The sequence below is a fragment of the Cryobacterium sp. TMB3-10 genome (genome assembly GCF_004402305.1).
Lineage (GTDB): Bacteria > Actinomycetota > Actinomycetes > Actinomycetales > Microbacteriaceae > Cryobacterium > Cryobacterium zongtaii.
Genome location: NZ_SOGH01000020.1, coordinates 393103 through 416269, shown reverse-complemented (window position 1 = coordinate 416269; position 23167 = coordinate 393103). Strand labels below are relative to the sequence as shown.

Annotated in this window: 25 protein-coding genes; 14 read left to right on the top strand and 11 right to left on the bottom strand. The window is 67.0% G+C overall.

What is annotated here, in order from left to right:
• Window positions 1-71 precede the first annotated feature (71 nt).
• From sufC to E3T22_RS10040, 4 genes are all read left to right on the top strand, one after another.
• Complete coding sequence (gene sufC / locus E3T22_RS10055; RefSeq protein WP_088456234.1) at window positions 72-836, top strand: Fe-S cluster assembly ATPase SufC; 765 nt, start codon at window positions 72-74, stop codon at window positions 834-836.
• A gap of 4 nt (window positions 837-840) precedes the next feature.
• Window positions 841-1170, top strand: a complete 330-nt coding sequence (locus E3T22_RS10050) for a metal-sulfur cluster assembly factor (protein WP_088456233.1) — start codon at window positions 841-843, stop codon at window positions 1168-1170.
• Window positions 1171-1341: 171 nt separating this feature from the next.
• Window positions 1342-1992: a TetR/AcrR family transcriptional regulator gene (locus tag E3T22_RS10045; protein WP_166789293.1), complete on the top strand. Its 651-nt coding sequence runs from the start codon at window positions 1342-1344 to the stop codon at window positions 1990-1992.
• A gap of 120 nt (window positions 1993-2112) precedes the next feature.
• On the top strand, window positions 2113-3711 hold the full coding sequence (locus E3T22_RS10040; RefSeq protein WP_088456231.1) for an ABC-F family ATP-binding cassette domain-containing protein: 1599 nt from the start codon (window positions 2113-2115) through the stop codon (window positions 3709-3711).
• Window positions 3712-3781: 70 nt separating this feature from the next.
• Here E3T22_RS10040 and E3T22_RS10035 read toward each other — a convergent pair whose 3' ends face one another.
• The 3 genes from E3T22_RS10035 to E3T22_RS10025 are packed head-to-tail and all read right to left on the bottom strand — an operon-like array spanning window position 3782 to window position 5216.
• Window positions 3782-4624, bottom strand: coding sequence for an SURF1 family protein (locus tag E3T22_RS10035; protein ID WP_134480023.1), 843 nt, complete (start codon window positions 4622-4624; stop codon window positions 3782-3784).
• A complete protein-coding gene (locus tag E3T22_RS10030) occupies window positions 4621-4851 on the bottom strand; it encodes a hypothetical protein (RefSeq protein WP_088456229.1) in 231 nt (76 codons plus the stop codon). Before E3T22_RS10030 ends, E3T22_RS10035 begins: the two co-directional genes overlap by 4 nt.
• Window positions 4848-5216 (bottom strand): DUF3099 domain-containing protein, encoded by a 369-nt coding sequence (locus E3T22_RS10025; protein ID WP_241983658.1) that lies wholly within the window; start codon window positions 5214-5216, stop codon window positions 4848-4850. Before E3T22_RS10025 ends, E3T22_RS10030 begins: the two co-directional genes overlap by 4 nt.
• Window positions 5217-5393: 177 nt before the next feature.
• Between E3T22_RS10025 and fabG the strand changes: the two genes are divergently transcribed.
• Complete coding sequence (gene fabG / locus E3T22_RS10020) at window positions 5394-6104, top strand: 3-oxoacyl-ACP reductase FabG (protein WP_134480021.1); 711 nt, start codon at window positions 5394-5396, stop codon at window positions 6102-6104.
• Between the two features lie 54 nt (window positions 6105-6158).
• Here the strand turns inward: fabG and serB are convergent, their stop codons facing one another.
• Window positions 6159-6806, bottom strand: a complete 648-nt coding sequence (serB, locus tag E3T22_RS10015) for a phosphoserine phosphatase SerB (RefSeq protein ID WP_103479485.1) — start codon at window positions 6804-6806, stop codon at window positions 6159-6161.
• On the bottom strand, window positions 6803-8047 hold the full coding sequence (locus tag E3T22_RS10010; protein WP_088456226.1) for a glucose-1-phosphate adenylyltransferase: 1245 nt from the start codon (window positions 8045-8047) through the stop codon (window positions 6803-6805). Before E3T22_RS10010 ends, serB begins: the two co-directional genes overlap by 4 nt.
• Window positions 8048-8128: 81 nt before the next feature.
• On the opposite strand from E3T22_RS10010, the gene glgA reads away from it, so the two are divergent.
• The 3 genes from glgA (at window position 8129) to E3T22_RS09995 (ending at window position 10518) form a co-directional block, all read left to right on the top strand.
• Window positions 8129-9310, top strand: coding sequence for a glycogen synthase (gene glgA, locus E3T22_RS10005; protein ID WP_088456225.1), 1182 nt, complete (start codon window positions 8129-8131; stop codon window positions 9308-9310).
• A 40-nt stretch (window positions 9311-9350) separates the two neighbouring features.
• Window positions 9351-10133, top strand: a complete 783-nt coding sequence (locus E3T22_RS10000) for an ABC transporter ATP-binding protein (protein WP_088456224.1) — start codon at window positions 9351-9353, stop codon at window positions 10131-10133.
• Between the two features lie 133 nt (window positions 10134-10266).
• Window positions 10267-10518, top strand: coding sequence for a type B 50S ribosomal protein L31 (locus E3T22_RS09995; RefSeq protein ID WP_066595443.1), 252 nt, complete (start codon window positions 10267-10269; stop codon window positions 10516-10518).
• Between the two features lie 65 nt (window positions 10519-10583).
• On the opposite strand, the gene treS is transcribed toward E3T22_RS09995, so the two are convergent.
• Complete coding sequence (gene treS / locus E3T22_RS09990) at window positions 10584-12281, bottom strand: maltose alpha-D-glucosyltransferase (RefSeq protein ID WP_134480020.1); 1698 nt, start codon at window positions 12279-12281, stop codon at window positions 10584-10586.
• Between the two features lie 146 nt (window positions 12282-12427).
• Between treS and E3T22_RS09985 the strand changes: the two genes are divergently transcribed.
• Together E3T22_RS09985 and E3T22_RS09980 are read left to right on the top strand one after the other, a co-directional pair.
• On the top strand, window positions 12428-13357 hold the full coding sequence (locus tag E3T22_RS09985) for an alpha/beta fold hydrolase (RefSeq protein WP_088456222.1): 930 nt from the start codon (window positions 12428-12430) through the stop codon (window positions 13355-13357).
• A gap of 20 nt (window positions 13358-13377) precedes the next feature.
• Window positions 13378-14463: a glycosyltransferase family 1 protein gene (locus tag E3T22_RS09980; protein ID WP_088457998.1), complete on the top strand. Its 1086-nt coding sequence runs from the start codon at window positions 13378-13380 to the stop codon at window positions 14461-14463.
• A gap of 58 nt (window positions 14464-14521) precedes the next feature.
• On the opposite strand, the gene E3T22_RS09975 is transcribed toward E3T22_RS09980, so the two are convergent.
• Window positions 14522-15091 (bottom strand): histidine phosphatase family protein, encoded by a 570-nt coding sequence (locus E3T22_RS09975; RefSeq protein WP_241983657.1) that lies wholly within the window; start codon window positions 15089-15091, stop codon window positions 14522-14524.
• Window positions 15092-15135: 44 nt separating this feature from the next.
• Window positions 15136-15990 carry a Sir2 family NAD-dependent protein deacetylase gene (locus tag E3T22_RS09970; protein WP_088456220.1) on the bottom strand — a complete coding sequence of 285 codons (855 nt, stop codon included), beginning with the start codon at window positions 15988-15990 and terminating at the stop codon, window positions 15136-15138.
• A gap of 162 nt (window positions 15991-16152) precedes the next feature.
• On the opposite strand from E3T22_RS09970, the gene E3T22_RS09965 reads away from it, so the two are divergent.
• Together E3T22_RS09965 and E3T22_RS09960 are read left to right on the top strand one after the other, a co-directional pair.
• Window positions 16153-16956 carry an RNA methyltransferase gene (locus E3T22_RS09965; protein WP_088456219.1) on the top strand — a complete coding sequence of 268 codons (804 nt, stop codon included), beginning with the start codon at window positions 16153-16155 and terminating at the stop codon, window positions 16954-16956.
• Window positions 16957-17019: 63 nt separating this feature from the next.
• Window positions 17020-18243: a D-alanyl-D-alanine carboxypeptidase family protein gene (locus E3T22_RS09960; RefSeq protein WP_134409035.1), complete on the top strand. Its 1224-nt coding sequence runs from the start codon at window positions 17020-17022 to the stop codon at window positions 18241-18243.
• Here E3T22_RS09960 and E3T22_RS09955 read toward each other — a convergent pair.
• On the bottom strand, window positions 18240-19079 hold the full coding sequence (locus tag E3T22_RS09955; protein WP_134409034.1) for an SGNH/GDSL hydrolase family protein: 840 nt from the start codon (window positions 19077-19079) through the stop codon (window positions 18240-18242). The two genes, E3T22_RS09960 and E3T22_RS09955, sit on opposite strands and share 4 nt — an antisense overlap.
• Before the next feature lie 182 nt (window positions 19080-19261).
• On the opposite strand from E3T22_RS09955, the gene E3T22_RS09950 reads away from it, so the two are divergent.
• Both E3T22_RS09950 and E3T22_RS09945 read left to right on the top strand, forming a co-directional pair.
• On the top strand, window positions 19262-21073 hold the full coding sequence (locus tag E3T22_RS09950; protein ID WP_088457996.1) for a DEAD/DEAH box helicase: 1812 nt from the start codon (window positions 19262-19264) through the stop codon (window positions 21071-21073).
• A gap of 137 nt (window positions 21074-21210) precedes the next feature.
• The gene (locus tag E3T22_RS09945; RefSeq protein ID WP_066595420.1) at window positions 21211-21690 is read left to right on the top strand and encodes an Lrp/AsnC family transcriptional regulator; all 480 of its coding nucleotides are present in this window, start codon (window positions 21211-21213) and stop codon (window positions 21688-21690) included.
• A gap of 183 nt (window positions 21691-21873) precedes the next feature.
• On the opposite strand, the gene E3T22_RS09940 is transcribed toward E3T22_RS09945, so the two are convergent.
• Window positions 21874-22077 (bottom strand): cold-shock protein, encoded by a 204-nt coding sequence (locus E3T22_RS09940; RefSeq protein WP_035840308.1) that lies wholly within the window; start codon window positions 22075-22077, stop codon window positions 21874-21876.
• 250 nt (window positions 22078-22327) lie between these two features.
• A complete protein-coding gene (locus tag E3T22_RS09935; RefSeq protein WP_194087749.1) occupies window positions 22328-23167 on the bottom strand; it encodes a DUF3097 domain-containing protein in 840 nt (279 codons plus the stop codon).

Sequence of the window (23167 nt, the reverse complement as noted above, 5' to 3'; positions counted from 1 at the left end):
ATAGGCACAGCCGCACCCGGCCCCACACACTGAAGCCCGCACCACGCGGACAACGAAAGAGATACTGAAAAATGTCTGTTCTTGAGATCAAAGACCTGCACGTCAGCGTCGAGACCGACCAGGGCACCAAGCAGATCCTGCGCGGCGTCAACCTCACCATCAACGAGGGCGAGATCCACGCGATCATGGGACCGAACGGTTCCGGCAAGTCCACCCTGGCGTACACGATCGCCGGTCACCCGAAGTACCACGTCGACAGCGGGTCGATCCTGCTCGACGGCGCCGAGGTGCTCACCATGACGGTCGACGAACGCGCCCGCGCTGGCCTCTTCCTGGCCATGCAGTACCCCGTCGAGATTCCCGGCGTCACGGTGACCAACTTCCTCCGCACGGCCAAGACCGCCATCGACGGCGAGGCGCCGGCGATCCGCACCTGGATCAAGGATGTCCGCGAGTCGATGGCCAAGCTGCGCATGGACAAGAGCTTCGCCGAGCGCAACGTCAACGAGGGCTTCTCCGGCGGCGAGAAGAAGCGCAACGAGATCCTGCAGCTCGAACTGCTCAAGCCCAAGTTCGCCGTCCTCGACGAGACCGACTCGGGCCTCGACGTCGACGCCCTGAAGATCGTGTCGGAGGGCGTGAACCGCGCCAAGGAGAACACCGGCCTCGGTCTGCTCCTGATCACGCACTACACGCGCATCCTGCGGTACATCAAGCCTGATTTTGTGCACGTGTTCGTTGACGGACGGATCGCCGAGCAGGGTGGCCCGGAGCTTGCCGACCGTTTGGAAGACGAAGGCTACGATCGCTTCCTCGCCGAGACGCCCGTAGGCTAGAGCCATGGTTTCGACACTCACCCCGGCGCGCTTCGACGAGATCGAAGAGGCCCTCAAGGACGTCATGGACCCGGAACTCGGCATCAATGTCGTGGACCTCGGGCTCATCTACGACCTCGGTTGGGACGACGAGAATGATGCGCTCATCATCCACATGACTCTCACCTCGGCCGGTTGCCCGCTCACCGATGTGCTCGAGGAACAGACCGCAGAGGCGCTGGACGGCGTCGTGGAGCAGTTCCGTATCAACTGGGTGTGGATGCCGCCGTGGGGTCCGGAGAAGATCACCGACGACGGCCGCGACATGATGCGAGCCCTGGGCTTCGCGATCTGACCGACCTCAGCACCCCCACTACCTGTCCCGCGCCGGGACGGATGCCACCGCATCCGTAACCCGGCGCGGTTCGTGCGTTAACCAGCGTCGCCGCGCAATCCAGGGGGCTGGTACCGCGCCGAATCGGTCTTTGGAACATCATGCCAAAGGATGGAGGGGTATTCTATTCTGATGGAAACCCCACGAACACGCAGCCAGATCCGCCGAGACCTTCAGACGGCGGGCACCCGGGGGGATATCGTCACGGCCGCGGCCGACCTGATGCGGAAACACGGCTATGCGGGCACGTCGATCGCTGCCATCGCCGAACGCGGTGGCGTGGCCGTCCAAACCATCTACAACACCGTCGGCTCAAAGGTGGATGTGCTTGCCGCGGTTCTCGCCGCGGCCAATACCGCATCAAGAGCCGCCGGACGTTCCGTGGCCGAGCTCGCCGCCGGCATCAGCGGGGCCGCAACACCGGCCGCGGCCGTCGGGGCCTTGGCGGGCTGGATCGCGGCCGACAACGAACGGGCGGCGCCCCTCTACCGGGTGGTGAACGAGGCCGCCGGAACCGACCCTGAAATCCACGAACTCGAAGTCACCATGGCCGCCCGGAGTCTGCACGCCTACGCCGAAGCCGTCGGTGCCCTCCGCGCGCAGTTGGGCCTGCGGTCCGGCCTGAGCGACCACGAGGCGGCGACGTCGATCTGGGCGCTCGGTCACCCTCAGGTGTTTCACACCCTGGTTGTCGGGCTGGGCTGGTCGCGGGAAACCTACACGGCCTGGCTGCGATCCGCGCTGCCCGGAGTGCTGCCGAGCGGGCGGTTGCCGGCCCGGTAAACCCGCCTCGGCAGTATCGGTTCCGCCACTTCGGCTCAGAAACGGCGCGCGAGCAAATATACTGGTGAATTGGCCACGTTCGGCCGTCTCCCACGACTCCCCTCTGAATGGACTATTGCTGTGCTCAGTGTGCAAGATCTCGAAATCCGAGTTGGGGCGCGCGTCCTCATGGAGGACGTGAGCTTCCGGGTGTCCGCCGGCGACAAGATCGGCCTGGTCGGCCGGAACGGCGCAGGCAAGACCACGCTGACGAAGACCCTGGCGGGGGAGACCATGCCGACCAAGGGCAAGATCGAGCGGTCAGGTGAGATCGGGTACCTGCCGCAGGACCCCCGCTCCGGCGACCCCGACATGCTCGCGCGCACCCGCATCCTCGATGCCCGTGGGCTCGGCACCATCTCGCTCGGTCTCACCCAGGCCGGCATCGAGATGGGCTCGACCGACAGCAAGACCAGCGAACGGGCGATGAAGCGCTACGGCACCCTCACGGACGAGTTCAACGCGCTCGGCGGCTACGCGGCCGAGGCCGAAGCGGCGTCGATCGCCAGCAACCTGAACCTGCCCGACCGGATCCTCGACCAGCCACTGCGCACCCTCTCCGGTGGCCAGCGCCGTCGTATCGAACTGGCCCGCATCCTCTTCTCCGCTGCCGAGACCATGATCCTCGACGAGCCCACTAACCACCTGGACGCCGATTCAGTGGTGTGGCTGCGCGAGTTCGTGAAGAACTACCGTGGCGGCTGCATCATCATCAGCCACGACATCGAACTCGTCGGCGACACCGTCAACCGGGTGTTCTACCTCGATGCCAACCGCATGGTCATCGACATCTACAACATGAACTGGAAGAACTACCAGCGCCAGCGCGTCGCCGACGCCGACCGTCGTAAAAAGGAACGCGCCAACGCCGAAAAGAAGGCGTCGACCCTGCAGCTGCAGGCCGCCAAGTTCGGCGCCAAGGCCAGCAAGGCCGCCGCCGCCCACCAGATGGTTGCCCGCGCCGAGAAGCTTCTCTCCGGCCTTGACGCCGTGCGCGCAGTCGACCGGGTCGCCAAGCTGCGCTTCCCCGAGCCTGCCCCGTGCGGTCGTACCCCGCTGATGGCTACCGACCTCTCGAAGAGCTACGGCTCGCTGGAGATCTTCGCGGCCGTCGACCTCGCCATCGACCGTGGTTCCAAAGTTGTCATCCTGGGCCTCAACGGTGCCGGCAAGACGACCCTGCTCCGGATGCTCGCCGGTGTGGACAAGCCCGACACCGGCGAAATCGTGCCAGGTCACGGGCTGCGGATCGGTTACTTCGCCCAGGAACACGAGACCATCGACGTGAAGCGCAGCGTGCTTCAGAACATGATCTCCTCCTCCCCGAACATCACCGAGATGGAAGCCCGGCGGGTGCTCGGTTCGTTCCTGTTCACCGGCGACGACTCGCACAAGCCTGCCGGGGTTCTCTCCGGTGGAGAGAAGACCCGTCTGGCCCTGGCCATGATCGTGGTCTCCGGCGCCAACGTGCTGCTGCTCGACGAACCCACCAACAACCTGGACCCGGCCAGCCGTGAAGAGATCCTTGATGCCCTGGCGCACTTCACCGGCGCTGTGGTGTTGGTCAGCCACGATGAGGGTGCTGTTGAGGCGCTGAACCCCGAGCGGGTGCTCATCATGCCCGACGGCACGGAGGACCACTGGAACAAGGACTACCTGGACCTGATCACGCTGGCCTGATGCAGCACGAGAAAACCCGCCGTCCCTCACGGGGTGGCGGGTTTTTTCGTTTCCCGGCGAGCTGACCAGGCTAAGGGCGCTGATCGATCAGCTCGTCCTCGATCTCGGCATCGCTGCGCGGCCTGGCCGCCTGGCGACGGGCACGCTCAGCGGCCCGGTCCTGCTCCTCCGGGACGTCGGCGTTGACGGTGCGATACTCCTGCCGGGCGGCCCAGCCGAGACCGATGAAGGCCATCAGGGCGAAGACGAACCACTGGAAGGCGTAGGAGAGGTGCGGGCCCTCATCGCGGACCGGGCGAGTGACGGCCGTCGGCCGGTCGGCTGGAGCCGGGTCCTCCGATTTCATCAGGCCGTACGCGCCGGTGTAGGTCTCGGTGCCGAGGCGGTCGGCGATCTCGGTCAGGTTAATCGTGGCGATCTGGTTTCCGCTGGCGCTGCGCCCCGCCAATGACGGCTCGCCCTGCTTGAGGCGGGCGATCACGGTGACCTCACCGGAGGGGGCCTGGGGCACGGCGTCCGGTGCGTTCTGGTTTTCGCCGGTGGGAATCCAGCCGCGGTTGACGATGAAGACATCGCCGTTGGTCAGGAGCAGGGGAGTGAGCACCTCGAATCCCGGGTTGATGTTCAGCGGCCGGTTGCGCACGAGGAGTTCCTCGTCGGTGAGATAGGTTCCGGTCAGTGTGACGGGCAACCACTTCTGGGATTCCTCGAAGGAGTCCACCATGGGCAGGGCCTCGGTGATGGGCACCCCCTCGGCGTCGAAGTTCGCATCCACCCGGCTGATCTCGGCCTGCGCCTCCGCACGGCGGGCGAGCTGCCAGGTGCCCAGCCCCGAACACACGACGGCGAACACGATCGTGAGCGCGAGGTAGCCGGCCCATTGCCTGGAGAGCAGGAATCGCCAGCCGTTCACGCCGGTTCCGCTTCATCGAGAGTGAGAGCGCTCACCCGGAGCGGGAAATCGCGGGTCAAGAGAAAGTCGCGCAGGAACTCGAGGTGCTCGTCGCAGGCCAGCCAGGTCTTGACCCGGTCCTCCGCGTGGATGCGGGGATTGCGCCAGTCCAGGCGCCAGAGCGCGGTGTCCCGGCAGCCGGCGCGGGAACAACTGGTCGTTTCCGGTGCTGCGCCGAATCCAATCACCGGGGGTCCTTGCTGTCGTGTGGAGCGCTGTCGTCTGCGCTGCTGTCGTCTGCGCTGCTGTCGTCTGTGCTGCTGTCATCCGGACCAGTCGCGCCGGGGCGGGGGAGCACGGCCACCGCGCCGGGACGCAGCACGGTCTGGGACCGTTGGTCGCCATGCACGTTCGCGGCGATGACCGCGAAGTACGGCAGCAGGATGGCCCCGAGCGCGCAGACCACCAACCACCAGCCCTGAACGAAGAGCATCATCACGATACACACCATGCGGATACCCATGGTCACGGTGTACCGGATCATGCGGCGTCGCCTCTCCTCCTCCGGCGACAGAGGGAGCGTCGTAATCGACTGCTGCTGCTGCTTCATCATGCCCATCGCTCAACTGACGGTGACGATCTCAACCGTCCGGGGTCCCATTACGCCTGTCTGCGCGCTGATTCAAGACTACGTCCACTGTCCGTTCCCCGGGTCCGATCACGGGACGCTCTAAGCTAAATGAATCTGTGCCCGCCGATCGGCGGGCGTTCCCACTGAAAGGACCGCGCCATGGCGACCGCACGAACAGTTCTGGTAACGGGAGGCAACCGCGGCATCGGCTACGCCATCGCCGAGGAATTCCTCGCCAAGGGCCACAGGGTCGCCATCACCGCCCGCTCGGGCGAAGGCCCGGCCGGAAGCCTCACCGTGCGTGCAGACGTCACCGACTACGCCTCCATCGACGCCGCCTTCACCGAAATCGAGGCCGCCTACGGCCCCGTGGAGGTCGTCGTGGCCAACGCCGGAATCACCAAGGACACCCTGCTGATGCGTATGTCGGAGGAGGACTTCACCTCGGTCATCGACACCAACCTCAGCGGAGCGTTCCGGGTGGTGAAGCGGGCCTCGAAGGGCATGCTCAAGGCGAGGTTCGGCCGGATCGTGCTGATTTCCAGCGTCGTGGGCCTCTACGGTTCCGCCGGACAGGTCAACTACTCGTCGTCCAAGAGCGGCCTGGTCGGCCTGGCCCGGTCCGTCACCCGCGAACTCGGTGGCCGCGGCATCACCGCGAACGTCGTCGCCCCCGGTTTTATCGAGACCGATATGACGGCCGCACTGCCCGAGGCACAGCAGGCCGAGTACAAGCGCAACATCCCGGCCGGCAGGTTCGCGTCCCCGAGCGAGGTCGCCCGGGTGGTCAGTTGGATCGCCGGCGACGACGCGGCGTACATCTCCGGCGCCGTGATCCCCGTCGACGGTGGACTGGGCATGGGCCACTAGGCCGTAGCCGCGGACCACAGACGACTGGACCGACCCGGGCATCCCCGGGTCGGGTCAGCCGCGCAGACCCAGCAGCGGCAGTATCTGGCTGAGGTCGGCGGTGTCGATGACCAGGTCAGCCGAGCGGCGGACCACGGGTTTGGCGTTGAAAGCGACTCCCAAGCCGGCCACCCGCATCATGGTGAGATCGTTGGCACCGTCCCCGACGGCGACGGTCCCGCACAGGTCGATGCCGTCCAGGGCCGCCCATTCGGTGAGCGCGTGCGCCTTGGCCGTGGCATCGATGATCGGACCGATCAGACCGCCGGTCAACCGGCCGTCCCGCACCTCGAGACGGTTGGCCCGCCAGTGGTCGAGGCCCAGGGTCTCGGCCAGCGGGTCCAGCAGTTCGTGGAAGCCGCCCGAGACGACCCCGACCCGGCTACCGCCGGCGTGTAAACCGTCGATGAGCGCGTGCACCCCGGTGGTGGGGCGGATGAGTGCGCCCACCTCGGCGAAGACATCGGTCGACAGGCCGGCCAGGGTGGCCACCCGCTGCCGCAGGCTCGCCGCGAAATCAAGCTCGCCGCGCATAGCGCGGTCGGTCACCTCGGCCACCAGGGCGAGGGAACCGGCCGCGTCGGCGAGAAGCTCGATGACTTCGTTCTCGATGAGGGTCGAATCGGCATCAAGGACGACCAGGAATCGGGCTGCAGGGATCACGGGTGGACGTGCACGCCCTTGCCGACCACGGTGATCCCGGATTCGGTGACGCTGAAGCCCCGCGCGAGGTCACGGTCCCGGTCGACGCCGATGGCGGCGCCCTCCGCAACGATGACGTCCTTGTCGAGGATGGCGCGGTGCACGACGGCGCCCGGACGAATCTGCACCCTGTCGAACACGATCGAGTCCACCACGTGGGCGCCGGAGTCGATGACGGCCCACGGGCCGACGACGCTGCGTTCCAGGTGCGCGCCGGAGATGACGCAGCCCAGCGACACTATGGAGTCGATGGCGGTACCGAGGGAGCCCTTGCTGTCGCGCACGAACTTGGCCGGCGGAGAGTTCAGCTGCTGGCTGAAGATCGGCCAGCTCTGGTTGTACAGGTTGAACACCGGCAGGGCGGAGATCAGGTCCTGGTGGGCCTCGAAGAACGAGTCGATGGTGCCCACGTCGCGCCAGTAATAGCGGTCGCGGTCGGTCGACCCCGGCACGTCGTTGCGCTGCAGGTCGTATACACCGGCCTCACCACGTGAGACGAAGTCGGGAACGATGTCGCCACCCATGTCATGGCTGGAATCGGTGCGTTCGCCGTCGCGGCGCACGGCCTCGATCAGGGCATCGGCGTTGAAGACGTAGTTGCCCATCGAGGCGAAGACCTCGTGCGGCGCGTCGGCGAGCCCGACGGCGTCCTTGGGCTTCTCCAGGAAGTCCTTGATCCGGTCCGGGGTGGCGGCATCCACTTCGATGACGCCGAACTGGTCGGCCAGGCCGATCGGCTGGCGGATGGCGGCGACGGTCGCCTGCGCACCGGACGCGATGTGCGCCTCGATCATCTGTGAGAAGTCCATCCGGTAGACGTGGTCGGCACCGACCACGACGACGATGTCAGGCTTCTCATCGTGGATGAGGTTCAGGCTCTGCAGGATGGCGTCGGCCGAGCCGCTGAACCAGCGCTTACCGAGCCGCTGCTGGGCCGGGACCGAGGCGATGTAGGAGTTGAACAGGCCCCCGGACACGTGCCAGGTCTGCGAGACGTGGCGGTCGAGGCTGTGCGACTTGTACTGGGTGAGCACGACGATCTGGGTGACACCGGAGTTGATCAGGTTCGACAGCGCGAAGTCGATCAGACGGTAATGCCCTCCAAACGGTACAGCTGGCTTAGCGCGGTCTTCGGTCAACGGCATCAGCCGTTTCCCCTCGCCGCCTGCGAGAACGATTCCAAAGATCTTCTTGGCCTTCATACCTTCACAGTAGGGCCATACGGGGGGAACGACCAGCGTGTGGGGGTGTGTCCGTCGTTCAGCCTGCGCTAGTTTTACTGCATGCGCGTCGATCTGCTTACCAAGGAATACCCGCCCGAGATCTACGGAGGAGCCGGCGTCCACGTCGCCGAGCTGGTCAAGGCCCTCCGTACCGACATCGATGTCACCGTGCGGTGTTTCGGTGCCCAGCGGGCCGAAGCCGACACCGTCGCCTACGGCGTCCCGGCCGAACTCGCCGACGCCAATGCCACGCTGACCACGCTCGGCGTGGACCTGCAGATGGCCCAGGACGTGCAGGGCGCCGATGTGGTGCACTCGCACACCTGGTACGCCAACGGTGCCGGCCACATCGCCAAGCTGCTGCACGGCGTGCCCCACGTCGTCACGGCGCACAGCCTCGAACCGCTGCGCCCGTGGAAGGCCGAGCAGCTCGGCGGCGGCTACCGCGTGTCGAGCTGGATCGAGAAGACCGCCTTCGAGGCGGCGGATGCCGTCATCGCTGTCAGCGGCGGAATGCGCGCCGACATCCTCCGCAGCTACCCGGCGCTGGATGAGTCGCGGGTGCACGTTGTCTACAACGGCATCGACCTCGACCGGTGGAAGCCGACCACCGACGATGACGTCGTTCGCGCCCTGGGGATCGATCCCGACCGGCCTTCCGTCGTGTTCGTCGGCCGGATCACCCGCCAGAAGGGTCTGCCGTACCTGTTGCGTGCGGCCGCCCTGCTGCCGCCGGAGGTGCAGCTCGTGCTGTGTGCCGGCGCCCCCGACACCCCCGGCATCCTCGCCGAGGTGACCGAGCTGGTCGAGGCTCTGCAACGCGAACGTTCCGGTGTGGTGTGGATCGACAGGCTGCTTCCGCAGCACGAACTGTCGGCCGTGCTCACCGCCGGAACCGTTTTCGTCTGCCCGTCGGTGTACGAGCCGCTGGGCATCGTCAACCTTGAAGCCATGGCCTGCGGTCTGCCCGTCGTCGGCACCGCAACCGGCGGCATCCCCGAGGTCGTGGCGGATGGCGTGACGGGACGTCTGGTACCGATCAACCAGCTCACCGACGGCACCGGCACCCCGACCGACCCTGACATCTTCGTGTCCGATCTGGCCCGGACCCTCACCGAGGTGTTGGCCGACCCCGCCCTGGCGGCGCAGATGGGCCGCGCCGGCCGAGTGCGTGCTGAGGAAATGTTCAGTTGGGGTCAGATCGCCGCGAGCACTCGGGAGATTTACGCCGCGCTGCTCTAGCGTGACCGGGGGCCCGGGCGGCGCCCGATAACATGGCTGTATGGTCAACGTTCTTCACTTCACCGGAGTTTCCGTCGTCCGGGGTGGCACAACCATCCTGGACTCAGTGGATTGGAGCGTCGACGGCGATCAGCGCTGGGTGATCCTGGGCCCCAACGGTGCCGGTAAGACCACCACGCTGCAGATCGCGGCCGCGCTCATCCATCCCTCCCAGGGAACGGCCGAGGTCCTCGAAGAGCCGCTCGGCGGTAGCGACCTGTTCGAACTGCGTCCGCGGATCGGCTTCGCGTCCACCGCCATGGCCCGCCGGGTGCCCGCCGGTGAGACCGTTCTGAACGTGGTGATGACCGCCGCATACTCGGTCACCGGCCGCTGGAACGAGGAATACGAGGAGATCGACGAGCGTCGCGCCCAGCGCGTCCTCGGCGAATGGAAGCTGGATCACCTCGCCGACCGTAAGTTCGGCACCCTCAGCGACGGCGAGCAGAAGCGGGTGCAGATCGCCAGGTCCATCATGACCGACCCGGAGATCCTGCTTCTGGACGAACCGGCCGCCAGCCTCGACCTCGGTGCCAGGGAAGAACTGCTGCGCCTGCTCAGCGGATACGCGAGCGAGCCCAACTCCCCGGCCATCATCATGGTCACCCACCACGTGGAGGAAATCCCGCGTGGATTCACCCACGTGCTGCTGCTTGCCGGCGGCAAGGTCGTCAGCGCGGGCCCCCTGGCCGAGGCGCTGACCTCCGACACTCTCACCGAGGCGTTCGGTCTCCCGATCGAACTCACCGAGACCGACGGACGCTACTCGGCACGCGCAATCTGAGCTTTCCAGCGTCTGGCCACTCCCGGCCTCAAGATTCTGCTAAACTCGATAGCTGGTCCTCGTGACCGATACACTTTTCTGCCGCAACCGGCGAGCCAGATCCCACCCATCGAAACGCAACAAGGAAGTCTCCATGAAGTCTGACATTCACCCCACATACGCTCCCGTGGTCTTCCGCGACCTCGCGTCGGGTGCGACGTTCCTTACCCGTTCGACGGTCTCCAGCTCGAAGACCATCGAGTGGGAAGACGGCACCACGTACCCGGTCATCGACGTGGAAATCTCCTCCGAGTCGCACCCGTTCTACACGGGCAAGCAGCGCATCATGGACTCCGCCGGACGCGTGGAGAAGTTCAACTCGCGCTACAAGGGCTTCGGCAAGTAACCACGCCGCATTACGCCTGAAGGGCGACCTGCTGAGGCAGGTCGCCCTTTTTTTGCGCCCTCCGGTCAGCCGCAGTGCAACCAGTAAAAGCTCTGCGCACCCAGGGTGAGGGTGAGCCCGCCCTCCTCGTCGAAGGAGGGGAACACGGCCCCGCCGAAGATGTCGTAGAGCCGGGTGCCCGCCAGGTCGGGTTCCTGGATCCGGAACGCGACGGGGTTGTGCGCGAAACTGAACACGCAGAGCAGGGTCTCCGGCTGGTCGCCGAAGCTCGACCCCGAACCGGCGTACACCCTGGTGAAGGCCAGGATGGACTCGTGATCGGTGGACAGCACGGTGAGCGACCCCAACCCGAACGCTGGATGGTTGGTGCGTACGTGGATGACGTTGCGGATCCAGTGCAGCAGCGAACCGGACTGCGCGAGGTGGGATTCGACGTTGGTCTGGCCGAAGTTGTAGACCAGTGACTGCACAACCGGCAGGTACAACTTGCCGGGGTCCGCCGCCGAGAACCCGCCGTTGCGGTCCGGTGTCCACTGCATCGGCGTGCGGGAGCTGTCCCGGTCGGGCAGCCAGATGTTGTCGCCCATCCCGATCTCATCGCCGTAGTACAAAAACGGGCTCCCCGGCAGGGAGAACAGCAGGGCGTGGGCCAGTTCGAGTTCCGAGCGGCTGTTGTCCAGCAGCGGTGCCAGGCGACGGCGGATACCGATATTGGCGCGCATGCGTGGGTCGTAGGCGTACCAGCCGTACATCGCCTGCCGGTACTGCTCGCTGACCATCTCCAGGGTGAGTTCGTCGTGGTTGCGCAGGAATACCGCCCATCCGGCGCCCTCGGGGATGTCGGTCGTTTCGGAGAGCACCCGCACGAGCTCATCGGCGCGCTGGGAGCGCAGCGAATAGAAGATCCTGGGCATCACCGGGAAGTCGAAGGCCATGTGGCACTCCGGCTCATCCTCGGTACCGAAGAAGGCGGCCACCTCCCGCGGCCACTGGTTGGCTTCGGCGATCATGATGCGCCCCGGATAGTCCCGGTCCACAATGGCCCGCAGCCGTCTGATGAACTCGTGCGTCAGCGGCTCGCCCTCGCCGTTACCCTCGTCCGACTCGTACAGATAGGGGATCGCGTCCAACCTGAACCCGTCAACGCCCAGGTCCAGCCAGTACCGGACCACGCCGAGGATTGCGTCGTGCACGGCCGGGTTGTCGTAGTTCAGGTCGGGCTGGTGGGAGAAGAACCTGTGGAAGTAGAACTGGCGCCGGACGGAGTCGAAAGCCCAGTTCGAGTCCTCGGTGTCCGTGAAGATGATCCGGATGTCCGGGTACTTGCCGTCGTCGTCGCTCCACACATAGAAGTCACCGAACTCTCCGTCGGGCTGCTGCCTGGATTGTTGGAACCACGGGTGCTGGTCGGAGGTGTGGTTGAGCGGCAGGTCGATGACGATGCGCATGTTGCGCTCGTGCGCCTTCGTGACGAGTTCCTTGAACTCGTCGAGGGTGCCGAACTCAGGCAGGATCGTGCGGTAGTCGGCCACGTCGTAGCCGCCGTCACGCAGCGGGGACGTGAAGAACGGTGGGATCCACAGCGCGTCGACACCCAGCCACTGCAGGTAGTCCAGCTTCGATATCAGCCCGGACAGGTCCCCGGTGCCATCCGCGTTGCTGTCGAGGAATGACCGGACCATCACCTCATAGAACACCGCGCGACGGTACCACCTTGGATCGAGGGTCAACCCGGGCAGCTGGATGGGTGCGGTGAAGCTCACGGCGTTCCTTCCGTCCCTGACGCGGCCGTGGCCGGGGGCGGCCACCACCCGACGCGGATGTGGATGGTGCAGATACGACCGATTCTAGGTCGATCGGTGCAACTTCGGTCGGGCCACTCGCTCGCCGCCAGCCTAAACTGGGAGCGATGATCGTTCCTTCGCCCTACGCCGACCTGCTCACCCTCATGGACGCGCGCGCCCACACCCTCGCCGTGCTGGGCAGCGACACCCGCTACTGGGAGTACGGAGACCCCAGAAGCCCGACGACAATCGTGATGGTGCACGGGTTCCGCGGCGACCACCACGGCCTTGAAGCCGTCGTCGCCCAGCTCCAGGGTCTGCGCATCATCTCGCCGGACCTACCCGGTTTCGGCGAATCGGCGGCATTCGACACGGCACCGCACTCCATCGACTCCTATGCCGCCTGGCTGGCCGAGTTCCTGCGCCTCCTGGCGCTGCCCGGCCGGGTCGTGGTCCTCGGCCACTCGTTCGGGTCGATCGTCGTCGCCGCGGCCGCCGCGGCACCAGGCGGCCTGCCCGCCCAGGAACTGGTACTGGTCAACCCGATCGCCGCCCCCGCCCTGTCCGGGCCCCGGGGCATCCTGACCCGGCTTGCCGTCTTCTACTACTGGCTGGCGTCCAAGCTTCCCGAACGGCTCGGGTTCGCGCTCCTGCGCAACCGGGTGATCGTGCGGGTGATGAGCATCACCATGGCCAAAACCCGGAGTCGGCAACGGCGACGCTGGATTCACAACCAGCACGACAGGTACTTCTCCGCTTTCGCGGACCGGACGGTGGTGCTGGAGGCGTTCACGGCATCCGTCAGCCACGACGTCAGCGAATACGCCGCCGCCATCGATACCCACACCCTGCTGATCGCCGCCGAGAAGGATGACATCACCCCGGTGCCCGCCCAGGTTCGGCTGCGCGCCCAGTTCCCGGATGCCCGGCTGCACGTCCTGCCCGGGGTAGGCCACCTCATCCACTACGAGGTTCCGGAGGACGCGGCGCAAGCCCTGCGTGCCTTCCTCGATCCGGTCAGCCCGGCCGGCGCACCCGAAGCAGCCGCGTCGTGACGGCCTCGGCCTCTGGCCCCCTGCGGATAGTCTTCGACTGCCGCTACACCCGGATCGACCGGCACGACGGCATCAGCCGGTACACCGCCGGTCTGGTCACCGAACTGGGCCGACTGCATCCGGTGACGATGCTGATCAGCGACCACCGGCAGCTGGCAATGTTGCCGGCGCTGCCGTGGCAACTCGTGCGTTCGCCCACCAGCCTGCTGGAACCGCTGGTGGCCCTGACCGTGAACAGGCTGGCCCCCGACATCGTGTTCAGCCCGATGCAGACAATGGGTTCGTGGGGCAGGCGCTACAAGCTGGTGCTGACCGTGCACGACCTGATCTATTACCGCAATCGCACCCCGCCGCGAGACTTCTCCATCGGTATCCGCCTGCTCTGGCGGCTGTACCACCTGTCCTGGGTGCCCCAACGGATGCTGCTGAACCGGTCCGACGGCGTCGTGACGGTGTCGGAAACCACCGGCGCGCTGATCAACCGCCACCGGCTCACCCGCCGGCCGGTCTCCGTGGTGCCCAACGCGGCCGATTCCGTCGCCGCGGCGGCGGCGCCGAGTGAGCGATCCGGACCGGAGACCACACGCCTGATCTACATGGGTTCGTTCATGCCCTACAAGAACGTGGACACCCTGGTGCGAGCAGCCGCGGCCCTGCCCGGGTATGAGCTGCACCTGCTCAGCCGCGTCGGTGACGCCGAACGCGCCCGGCTGACCGCCCTCGCCCCTCAGGCGACGTTGGTCTTCCACAACGGAGTCAGTGACGAGGAATACGTCTCCCTGCTGTCCAGCGCCACGGCCCTGGTGACGACGTCCCTCGACGAGGGCTTCGGCATCCCCCTGGTCGAGGCGATGAGCCTGGGCATTCCGGTGCTGGTGAGCGATATCCCCATCTTCCGGGAGATCGGCGGCGATGCGGCCGGCTATGTCCCGCCGCTGGACCCGGATGCGCTGGCGGCCGCGGTGCGCGGACTCGAGGCGCCGGGGGAGTGGCTGAGCCGTTCACGGCTCTCCGTGATTCAGGCCGGGCGTTTCACCTGGGCCGAGTCCGCCGAACGGCTGCTCCGGGTGCTGCAGAGCACCCAGGCGGCCTCCCGCCGACGCTGACCGCGGTTTACGGCGCGGTACAGCGCGGTCTCCCAGCGCGGTCTGCCAGCGCGGTCTCTCAGCGCGCCGAAACGACGTCCTCCAGCTGGAGCCGGCCGTTCTCCCACCGGAACTCGTGAATCGAACCGTTCGGGATGAGCTCACCCGCGGCCGGCCTGGTGCCGTCCGTGGCGTAGCGGAGAAGCGTGCCGATCACACCGCCATGGCAGACCACGACCATCTCCCGCCCAGCGTAGGTCAGGGCGATGTCTTCCAACGCCGGCAGCACCCGGTCGAGCACGGCCTGGCGGGTTTCGAGTCCCGGCACCGAGGAACCGTCCGGGAACCGCGCCTGGCGTTGGGCAAAGGTCAGCCCCTCGATCTGGCCGTGGTGACGCTCGGTCAGCTCGGGAACAACGAGCGGCGCCGGGAGGTCCAGCTCACCGGCGATGATCCTGGCGCTTTCGTGCGCACGCAGCAGAGGACTGGTCACGACCGCGTCCCAGTGGCGACGGCTCAGTCGCAGACCGGTTTCCGCCGCCTGAGCCCGGCCCGTGGAATTCAGCGGGATGTCGGTGCTGCCCTGAATCCGTCTTTCGAGATTCCAGTCGGTCTGGCCGTGCCTGACAATCGCGAACTTGGTGATCACAACGCTGCCTTCTGCTGGACGGGTGCTGCTCGGCGGCTGGCCGGCTAGAGGTCGGTGAGTCTGCTCACCAACCCGGCGAACGTCTCCGACGTGCCTGCCTCCAGTTTAACCAGGGCGCGCCCGTCGCCCTTGGTCGGCCCGCGGTTGATCACCACGATGGGCAGCTTGCGGCGCCTGGCCTGCTCGAGCAGCCGGATCCCCGAATTCACCGCGAGTGAGGAGCCCGCCACGATCAGGGCGTCCGCCGCCCGCACCAACGCGGCCGCCGCGGTGAACTTCCCGGTCGGGACCAGCTCACCGAAGAACACCACATTGGGTTTGAGCAGTCCGCCGCACACCGAGCAGTCCGGCACGATGAAATTGTCGATGTCAACCACGATGGCGTCGCCGTCCGGTGCGATCTCGACCTGGTCAGGGTCCGCCAGCACCGGGTTGTGGGTCTCCAGGCGGGCGGCGATGCTGTCCCGGCCGAAGGCCTGCCCGCAGGAGAGGCAGACGACCAGGTCCATGGATCCGTGCAGATCGACGACGTGCCGGGACCCGGCTCGGGTGTGCAGGCCGTCGACGTTCTGGGTGATGATGCCGCTGACCAGGCCGGCCGTTTCGAGGGCGACGAGGGACCGGTGCCCCAGATTGGGTTCGGCCGCCCGGAACCGGTGCCAGCCCAGGTGGCTGCCGGCCCAGTACCGCTTGCGCGCCCGTTCGTCGGCGAGGAAGGTCTGGAACGTCATCGGCACTCGCACCGGGGCGCCCGCCCCGCGGTAGTCGGGGATTCCGGAATCGGTGCTCACCCCGGCTCCGGTGAGGACCGCCGTGCGCCGGCCGCGCAGGATCGCGGCCACGGCGTCGAGGTCTTCTCCGGCCGCCGCCGACGTCGTCAGGACAGTCTCGGCCGTCATGATGCTCCATCCTCGTCCGTCGCCGCCGGCCGGGCCCCGGGGGAGCTGGCGTGGCGCCGATGTCCTCTGAGTCTAAACTGGTCAGTTTTCGGCTGTGTTACGGTTCGAGGTTCCGACGCCGGCAGCCGGCATCAGACACCACCCAGAAAGGCGGCGACTTTCGTGCAGATCGTCCCGATTACCGACCTCGATGCGCCCGGCCTCGCCGACTACTCGCGCCTGACCGACGTGGCCCTGCGCCGCGTGTCCGAACCGGCGAACGGCCTGTACATCGCCGAATCGGCCAAGGTCATCGGCCGGGCCCTCGCCGCCGGGCATCGGCCGCGTTCGGTTCTCGTGCAGGAGCAGTGGCTGCCGGATGCCCAGCGTCTGCTGGCGGACTGGCCGGATGTCCCCATCTATGTGGGCTCGGCGGCACTCCTGGAGCAGCTCACCGGCTACAACCTGCACCGTGGCGCCCTGGCGGCCATGCACCGCCCCGACCTGGCGTCGGTGGCCGACATCATCCGCGGTGCCCGGCGCATCGTGATACTCGAGGACATCGTCGACCACACCAATGTCGGCGCGATCTTCAGGTCGGTCGCGGGGCTCGGCGCCGACGCCGTGCTGATCACCCCACGTTGTGCCGACCCGTTGTACCGGCGCAGCGTCAGGGTGAGCATGGGGACCGTGCTGCAGGTGCCCTGGACCCGCCTGCCCGAATGGGACGAGGCCGCGACGGTTCTGCACGAGCACGGCTTCCACCTGGCCGCGCTGGCCCTGGCCGACGATGCCGTCTCCCTGGACGTCTTCGCGAACGACCCGCCGGATCGGGTGGCTCTGATTCTCGGTACCGAGGGCGACGGGCTGAGCCACACCGCGCTGGCCGCGGCAGACACCGTGGTCACGATCCCGATGCTGCACGGAGTGGATTCGCTGAACGTGGCCTCGGCCAGCGCCGTGGCCCTGTGGGCGCTCCGCGCCTAGACGTTTCACTGGCGCGCGGCGACCCTGCCAACCCGGCACGGCAGCCGTGGTTAGAATCATCGAATGTCTAACTCCCGTCGCCAGGTCTACCGCCGTCGGCGTTTCGCCTTCTTCGGCGTGCTCGCCGTCATCCTCGCATTCGGCGCCTACCTCACCAGCACGGGCCTCGCCCCCGTCTCCAGTACGGCCGCGACCCTCACCGAGCCGCCCGCGCTCAGCCAGGCGGCCGTCGAGCCCACCTGGCCCGGCCAGGGGGCCGGCGCCATCGGCGCCGTCGGCTTTGACGGGGTTCTGGGCTCCACCGGTGACCAGGCCTCGATGCCCATCGCCAGCATCACCAAGATGGTCACCGCACTGGTGATCCTCCAGGCCAAGCCGCTGACCGGCGACGAGCCAGGTCCCGACATCACCTTCACCGACGATGACGTCGACATCTACTACGACGCCATCGCGGAGAACGGCTCGGTGGCGCCCGTCTCAGCCGGTCAGGTGCTCAGCCAGCGCGAAGCCTTCGAAACGATGCTGATCCCATCCGCGAACAACTACAGCGTCTCCCTGGCCGTGTGGGCGTTCGGTTCCGTTGACGCGTACCTGGTCGCCGCGGCGGACTATCTGGCCGCGAACGGCCTGACCGGCACCGTCGTCGCAGACACCAGCGGGATCTCCGCCCAGAGCGTGAGCAGTCCGGCCGATCTGGTGGCCATCGGCAAGCTCGTGATGGCCGATCCCGCTCTGGCGAGCATCGTGGCCATGCCCAGCGCCGTGATCCCGACCGTGGGCACCGTGACCAATACGAACAAGCTGCTCGGCGTCGACGGCGTCGACGGCATCAAGACCGGCACCACGGACGAGGCCGGAGCCTGCCTGCTCTTCGCGGTCGACGTGCCGGTCGGCGACACCTCGGTCACCCTCGTGGGCGTCGTGCTCGGCGGGGACACTCACAGCGAACTCAACGAGAGCATCCTGAGCCTCATCGAGAGCGTGAGCCCCGGATTTCGCACGGTGACGCTGGTCGAGGCCGGCACCCCCTTCGGTACCTACACGACCCCCTGGGGCCAGTCGGCGCAGGCTGTGGCCGAGACGTCCGAGTCCGCCGTGGTGTGGTCGGACACCCCGATCGAGAGCACCGTCGATGTCGCACCGGTGACCCTGGGTGAGAAGGGCGATTCCGTCGGCAGCGTCGACGTGACCGTCGGGACGAACACCGTCTCGGTTCCGCTCGTCCTCGATCAGACCATCACCGATCCGGGGCCGTTCTGGCGTTGGACGAACCCCGGCGAGATCTAACCGATTCCGCGTTCGGGTACGGGTACGGGTACGGGTTCGGTTTCCGCCGCCTGGTCGAGTCTGGTCACCGGGTCCGCGTCCGGACGTTTGGGCAGGATGTTGTCTCCCGAGGACTGGTGACGCACCCGGCGCAGCACCCAGGGCACCAGAAACTCCCTCGCCCAGGCGAGGTCTTCGGTGCGCGCCTGGCGCCAGGTGATACCGGGCATCGGCTCCGGCAGCTGCGGCTCGAGCGGATTGACCACGTTGAGCGCGTCCAGCACCATCCTGGCCACCGTGTGATGGCCGAGCGGGTTGAGGTGCAGACGGTCGGGGGCCCACATCCGGGCGTCCTGGATCTCGGTCAGGGACCACATGTCCGCCACGATGGCGTCTCGGGCGGTGGCGATGGCGCGGATGTTCTCGTTGTAGATGGCCACCTTGCCTCGCAGACCCCGCAGCACGGGGGAGAAGCGCACATCGGTTCCGGTGAAGACCACCACCGTGGCGCCCTCGGACCCGAGCACGCTGACCGCGTCGTCGAGCCGCGCCGCGATGGCATCCGGGTCGCTGCCCGGCCGCAGCACGTCGTTGCCGCCGGCAGAGATCGTGACCAGATCAGGGTGCAGGGACAACGCGGGACCCACCTGCTCGGCCAGGACCTGGTTCATCAGCTTGCCGCGGACCGCAAGATTGCCATACGCGAATTCGTCTGAGCCCAGACTGAGCATCTCGGCGACACGATCCGCCCAGCCGCGGTTTCCGCCCGGGCTGGCCGGTTCCGGGTCACCGACACCCTCGGTGAAGGAGTCGCCGAGAGCGACGTAGCGAGACCACGGATGCTGCTGTTTCGACATGCTGTCAGTCTGCACCGTCGGGCAGATGTCGGCGCGAGTTGGTAATCTCTTATGAAGTGACTACTCCACCTGACTTCGGATCCGCTTTCCGGGAACCCTCGCACCGGGAGACCACTGAACCCGGATTGTTCGCCCTGCCTGACCGTGACAGCGTTCTCGCCGACACCGTCGATACCCCGCCCGTGTTCGGGCCGGCTCGAGGGCCTGCAGGCACCAGCGCCGCGGAGCACCTCTCCCCGGCTTTCCCCGAACGGGCCGCCTGGGGCACCGCGAGCAAGCTCCGCGCCTGGCAGGCCGAGGCCCTCGAGGCGTACTTCCAGCACCAGCCCCGCGACTTCCTCGCCGCGGCCACCCCGGGCGCCGGCAAGACCACCTTCGCGCTGCGCCTGGCCGCCGAGCTTCGGGCCCGTCGGGTGATCGACCGCATCACCGTGGTCGCGCCGACCGAGCACCTCAAACGCCAGTGGGCGGACGCGGCCGCCCGCGCCGGTATCCGCCTGGACCCCGGTTTCAAGAACGCCCACGGCCGTTACGGCAGCCATTTCCACGGCATCGCCGTGACCTACGCACAGGTGGCCACCCGCGCGGCGCTGCACCGTGAACTCACCCAGGCCAGCCGCACCCTGGTGATCCTCGACGAGGTGCACCACGGCGGTGACGCGCTGAGTTGGGGCGACGCCATCCGCGAGGCCTTCGACCCGGCCACCCGGCGGCTCTCGCTCACCGGCACCCCGTTCCGCTCGGACACCTCACCCATCCCGTTCGTGACCTACCTGCCTGACAAGCAGGGCATCCGGCTGTCCCAGAGCGACTACAACTACGGCTACGGCAGGGCGCTGGAAGACGGCGTCGTGCGCCCGGTGATGTTCATGGTCTACGCCGGGCACATGAAGTGGCGCACCCGCACCGGCGACGAGATGGAAGCCAAGCTCGGCGAGGGCAATACCAAGGACATCACCTCACAGGCCTGGCGGACCGCGCTGGAACCCAGCGGTCAGTGGATTCCCGCGGTCCTGCGGGCCGCTGACGCTCGCCTCACCGAGGTGCGGCACGGCATCCCGGATGCCGGCGGCCTGGTCATCGCCACGGACCAGACCACGGCACGGGCCTACGCAGCGATCCTCGAGGAGATTTCCGGCGAACCGGCCACCGTGGTGCTCTCCGACGAGAAGGAATCCAGCGACCGGATCGACGAGTTCTCGCACAACACCCGGCGCTGGATGGTTGCGGTGCGGATGGTGTCTGAGGGCGTCGACGTTCCCCGCCTGGCCGTCGGCGTCTATGCGACCAGCGCCTCAACGCCGCTGTTCTTCGCGCAGGCCATCGGCCGGTTCGTGCGCGCCCGACGTCGCGGTGAGACCGCCTCGATCTTCCTGCCCAACGTTCCCGGACTGCTGAGCCTCGCCAATGCGATGGAACTCGAACGCGACCACGCGCTGGATCGCAGCAACCGTGACGACGGCGACGACGGTATGTACAACCCCGAGGACGCCATGGTGGCGGCCGCCAATAAGTCCGACAAGGCCTCGGACGACCTCGGCCAAGAGGAATTCACCTGGCAGGCGCTGGACTCCCAGGCCACCTTCGACATGGTGATGTTCAACGGTGACGAGTTCGGTGAACTGGCCGAACCCGGAACGGACGAGGAGTTCGACTTCATCGGCATCCCCGGGCTGCTCGAGCCCGAGCAGGTCTCCGAACTGCTGCGCCAGCGGCAGCAACGCCAGGCCAAGCGCGGCTCTGAGCGGCGCACAGCGGCCGCCGCGGTCGAGGGTGCACCGGAGGAGCCGATGCCCCTGTATCGCACGCTCAAGGAGCAGCGGGCGCTGCTGGGCAGCCTCGTGGGCATGTGGTCGAAGCTGGCGGGGGAGCCGCACGCGATGGTGCACGCCGAGCTGCGCCGCCTGTGCGGGGGGCCCGCGGTCGCTCAGGCCAGCGTCACCCAGATCCAGAAGCGCATCGACCTGCTCCGCCGCCGCCTCGGCCGCAGCTGACCCGGCCGCAGCTGACCCGGCCGCAGCTTCACCGGCGTCATCCGCCGGAAACCCCACTGTGACGCAGTTGATGCAGGGGCGGGTGTCGCCGTCGAAGATCGGTCGATAAACTTGCGCTCAAACGAAAGAGAGCGTGTATGGATTCCAAGAAAGCCGACCTGGACCGCGTCGACCGGGCGCTGCTCCGCGCGCTCTCGGTCAACGCTCGCGCGTCCGGCGCCGCGTTGGCCGCCGAGATCGGCGTTGCCGAGTCCACGGTGTCCCTCCGGCTGCGCCGGCTCCAGCAGCTCGGCCACATCCGCGGCTACCGGGCCAATATCGACCTCGCCGCCCTGGGGGCTTCGCTGCAGGCCCTGATTTCGGTGCGGCTGGCGAAGCACGCTCGGGAGCAGATCGATGACTTCCGCAGCGCAGCGCCACACTGGCCGGGCGTGATCGGTTTGTTCCACACCGCCGGCGCCGACGACTACCTGTTGCACGTGGCCGCGGCGGATGCTTCCGACCTGCGCGACTTCGTCCTCGAGCACCTGGCGGAGCATCCGGCGGTGGCGCACACCGAGACCAACCTGATCTTCGAGTACGTCGACGGTGACGGCTGGCAGGACCTGGTCAAGTAGCACGACGGCCCGCTTCGCCGCCCAACCGCACCAACTGTTCCCCGTGCGGACAACTGCACCCGGCACGCCGGGCGCACGTGTCCGGATGGGGAACAGTTGTGTTGGGTGTGCGGCTTAAAAACACAACGCCCCCGCCGAAGCGGGGGCGTTGTTAGCAGCTTTAGAGAGCTGCCGCAGCTCTATTTAGAGGGCGCGGATGTTCTCGGCCTGGGGACCCTTGGGGCCCTGGGTTACCTCGAACTCGACCTTCTGGTTCTCGTCGAGCGACTTGTAGCCGTTCGAAGCGATCGCGGAGTAGTGCGCGAAGACATCGGCGCTTCCGTCGTCGGGAGCGATGAATCCGAAGCCCTTTTCAGCGTTGAACCATTTCACGGTACCTGTTGCCATTATGAAACTCCTCCAGGAGTGTTAGAAAGGCCCCGACTTTCGAGGCCGTTCGTCGCGGTATTCGTCGTCCGCTTCCGAAAGGAATAAGCCCGCACCGACCGGGGTCGATACGTTTTTTAGACGTGCAAGCACTACAACTACTTCGACAACACTAGCCCACATCGCTCGGTCTGCGTGAAGATCTGTGCGAAAAAACGATCAAAGTGTTACGAATTCTGACAGAAATGCTCAAAGTGTGCCGGTGACGGCGCTAATCGACGGTGACGAAATCAATCAGCTGTTCGACCCGGCCCAGCAATGCCGGCTCAAGATCGGCGTAGGTGCGGACCTGGCCCAGGATCCGCTGCCAGGCCCTGGCGATGTCGGCCTGGTCGTCGTGCGGCCAGCCGAGGGCAGCGCAGATGCCGTGCTTCCACTCGATGTTGCGCGGAATCTGAGGCCAGACCGGCAGATTCAGTCGGGCCGGCTTCACCGACTGCCAGACATCCACGTAGGGATGCCCGACCACCAGGACGTGCCGGCCGTTCGGACCGCGGGCGACGGCCTCGGCGATGCGGCTCTCCTTGGATCCGGGTACCAGGTGGTCGACGAGAACACCGACGCGGCGTGTCGGACCCGGCTTGAACTCCGCCAGCAGTTCGGCGAGGTTGTCCACACCCTCGATGTACTCCACGACGACGCCCTCGATGCGGAGGTCGGCGCCCCAGACCTTTTCGACGAGCTCGGCGTCGTGGCGGCCTTCCACGAAGATACGGCTGGCCCTGGCCACCCGCGCCGGCGCATCCGCCACCGCCAGAGACCCGGACGCCGTGCGTCCCCGGCTGGCCGGGGCGGCTGCCCGGGGCGGCACCAGGACGACGGGCTCGCCGTCGACCAGGAATCCACCGCCGAGCGGGAATAGCCGGAGCTTCCCGTGCCGGTCCTCCAGGGTGACGACCTTCTTCTCGACCCTGATCACCGCACCGCAGAACCCGGTGGCGACCTCCTCGACAACCAGGTCCCGCACGGCTTCCTGCTGGGGGACGACACGGCGGCCGGCCTCCCGCCATCCGGCGGCGAGCACGTCATTGGAGTATCGGTCTTCATTCAC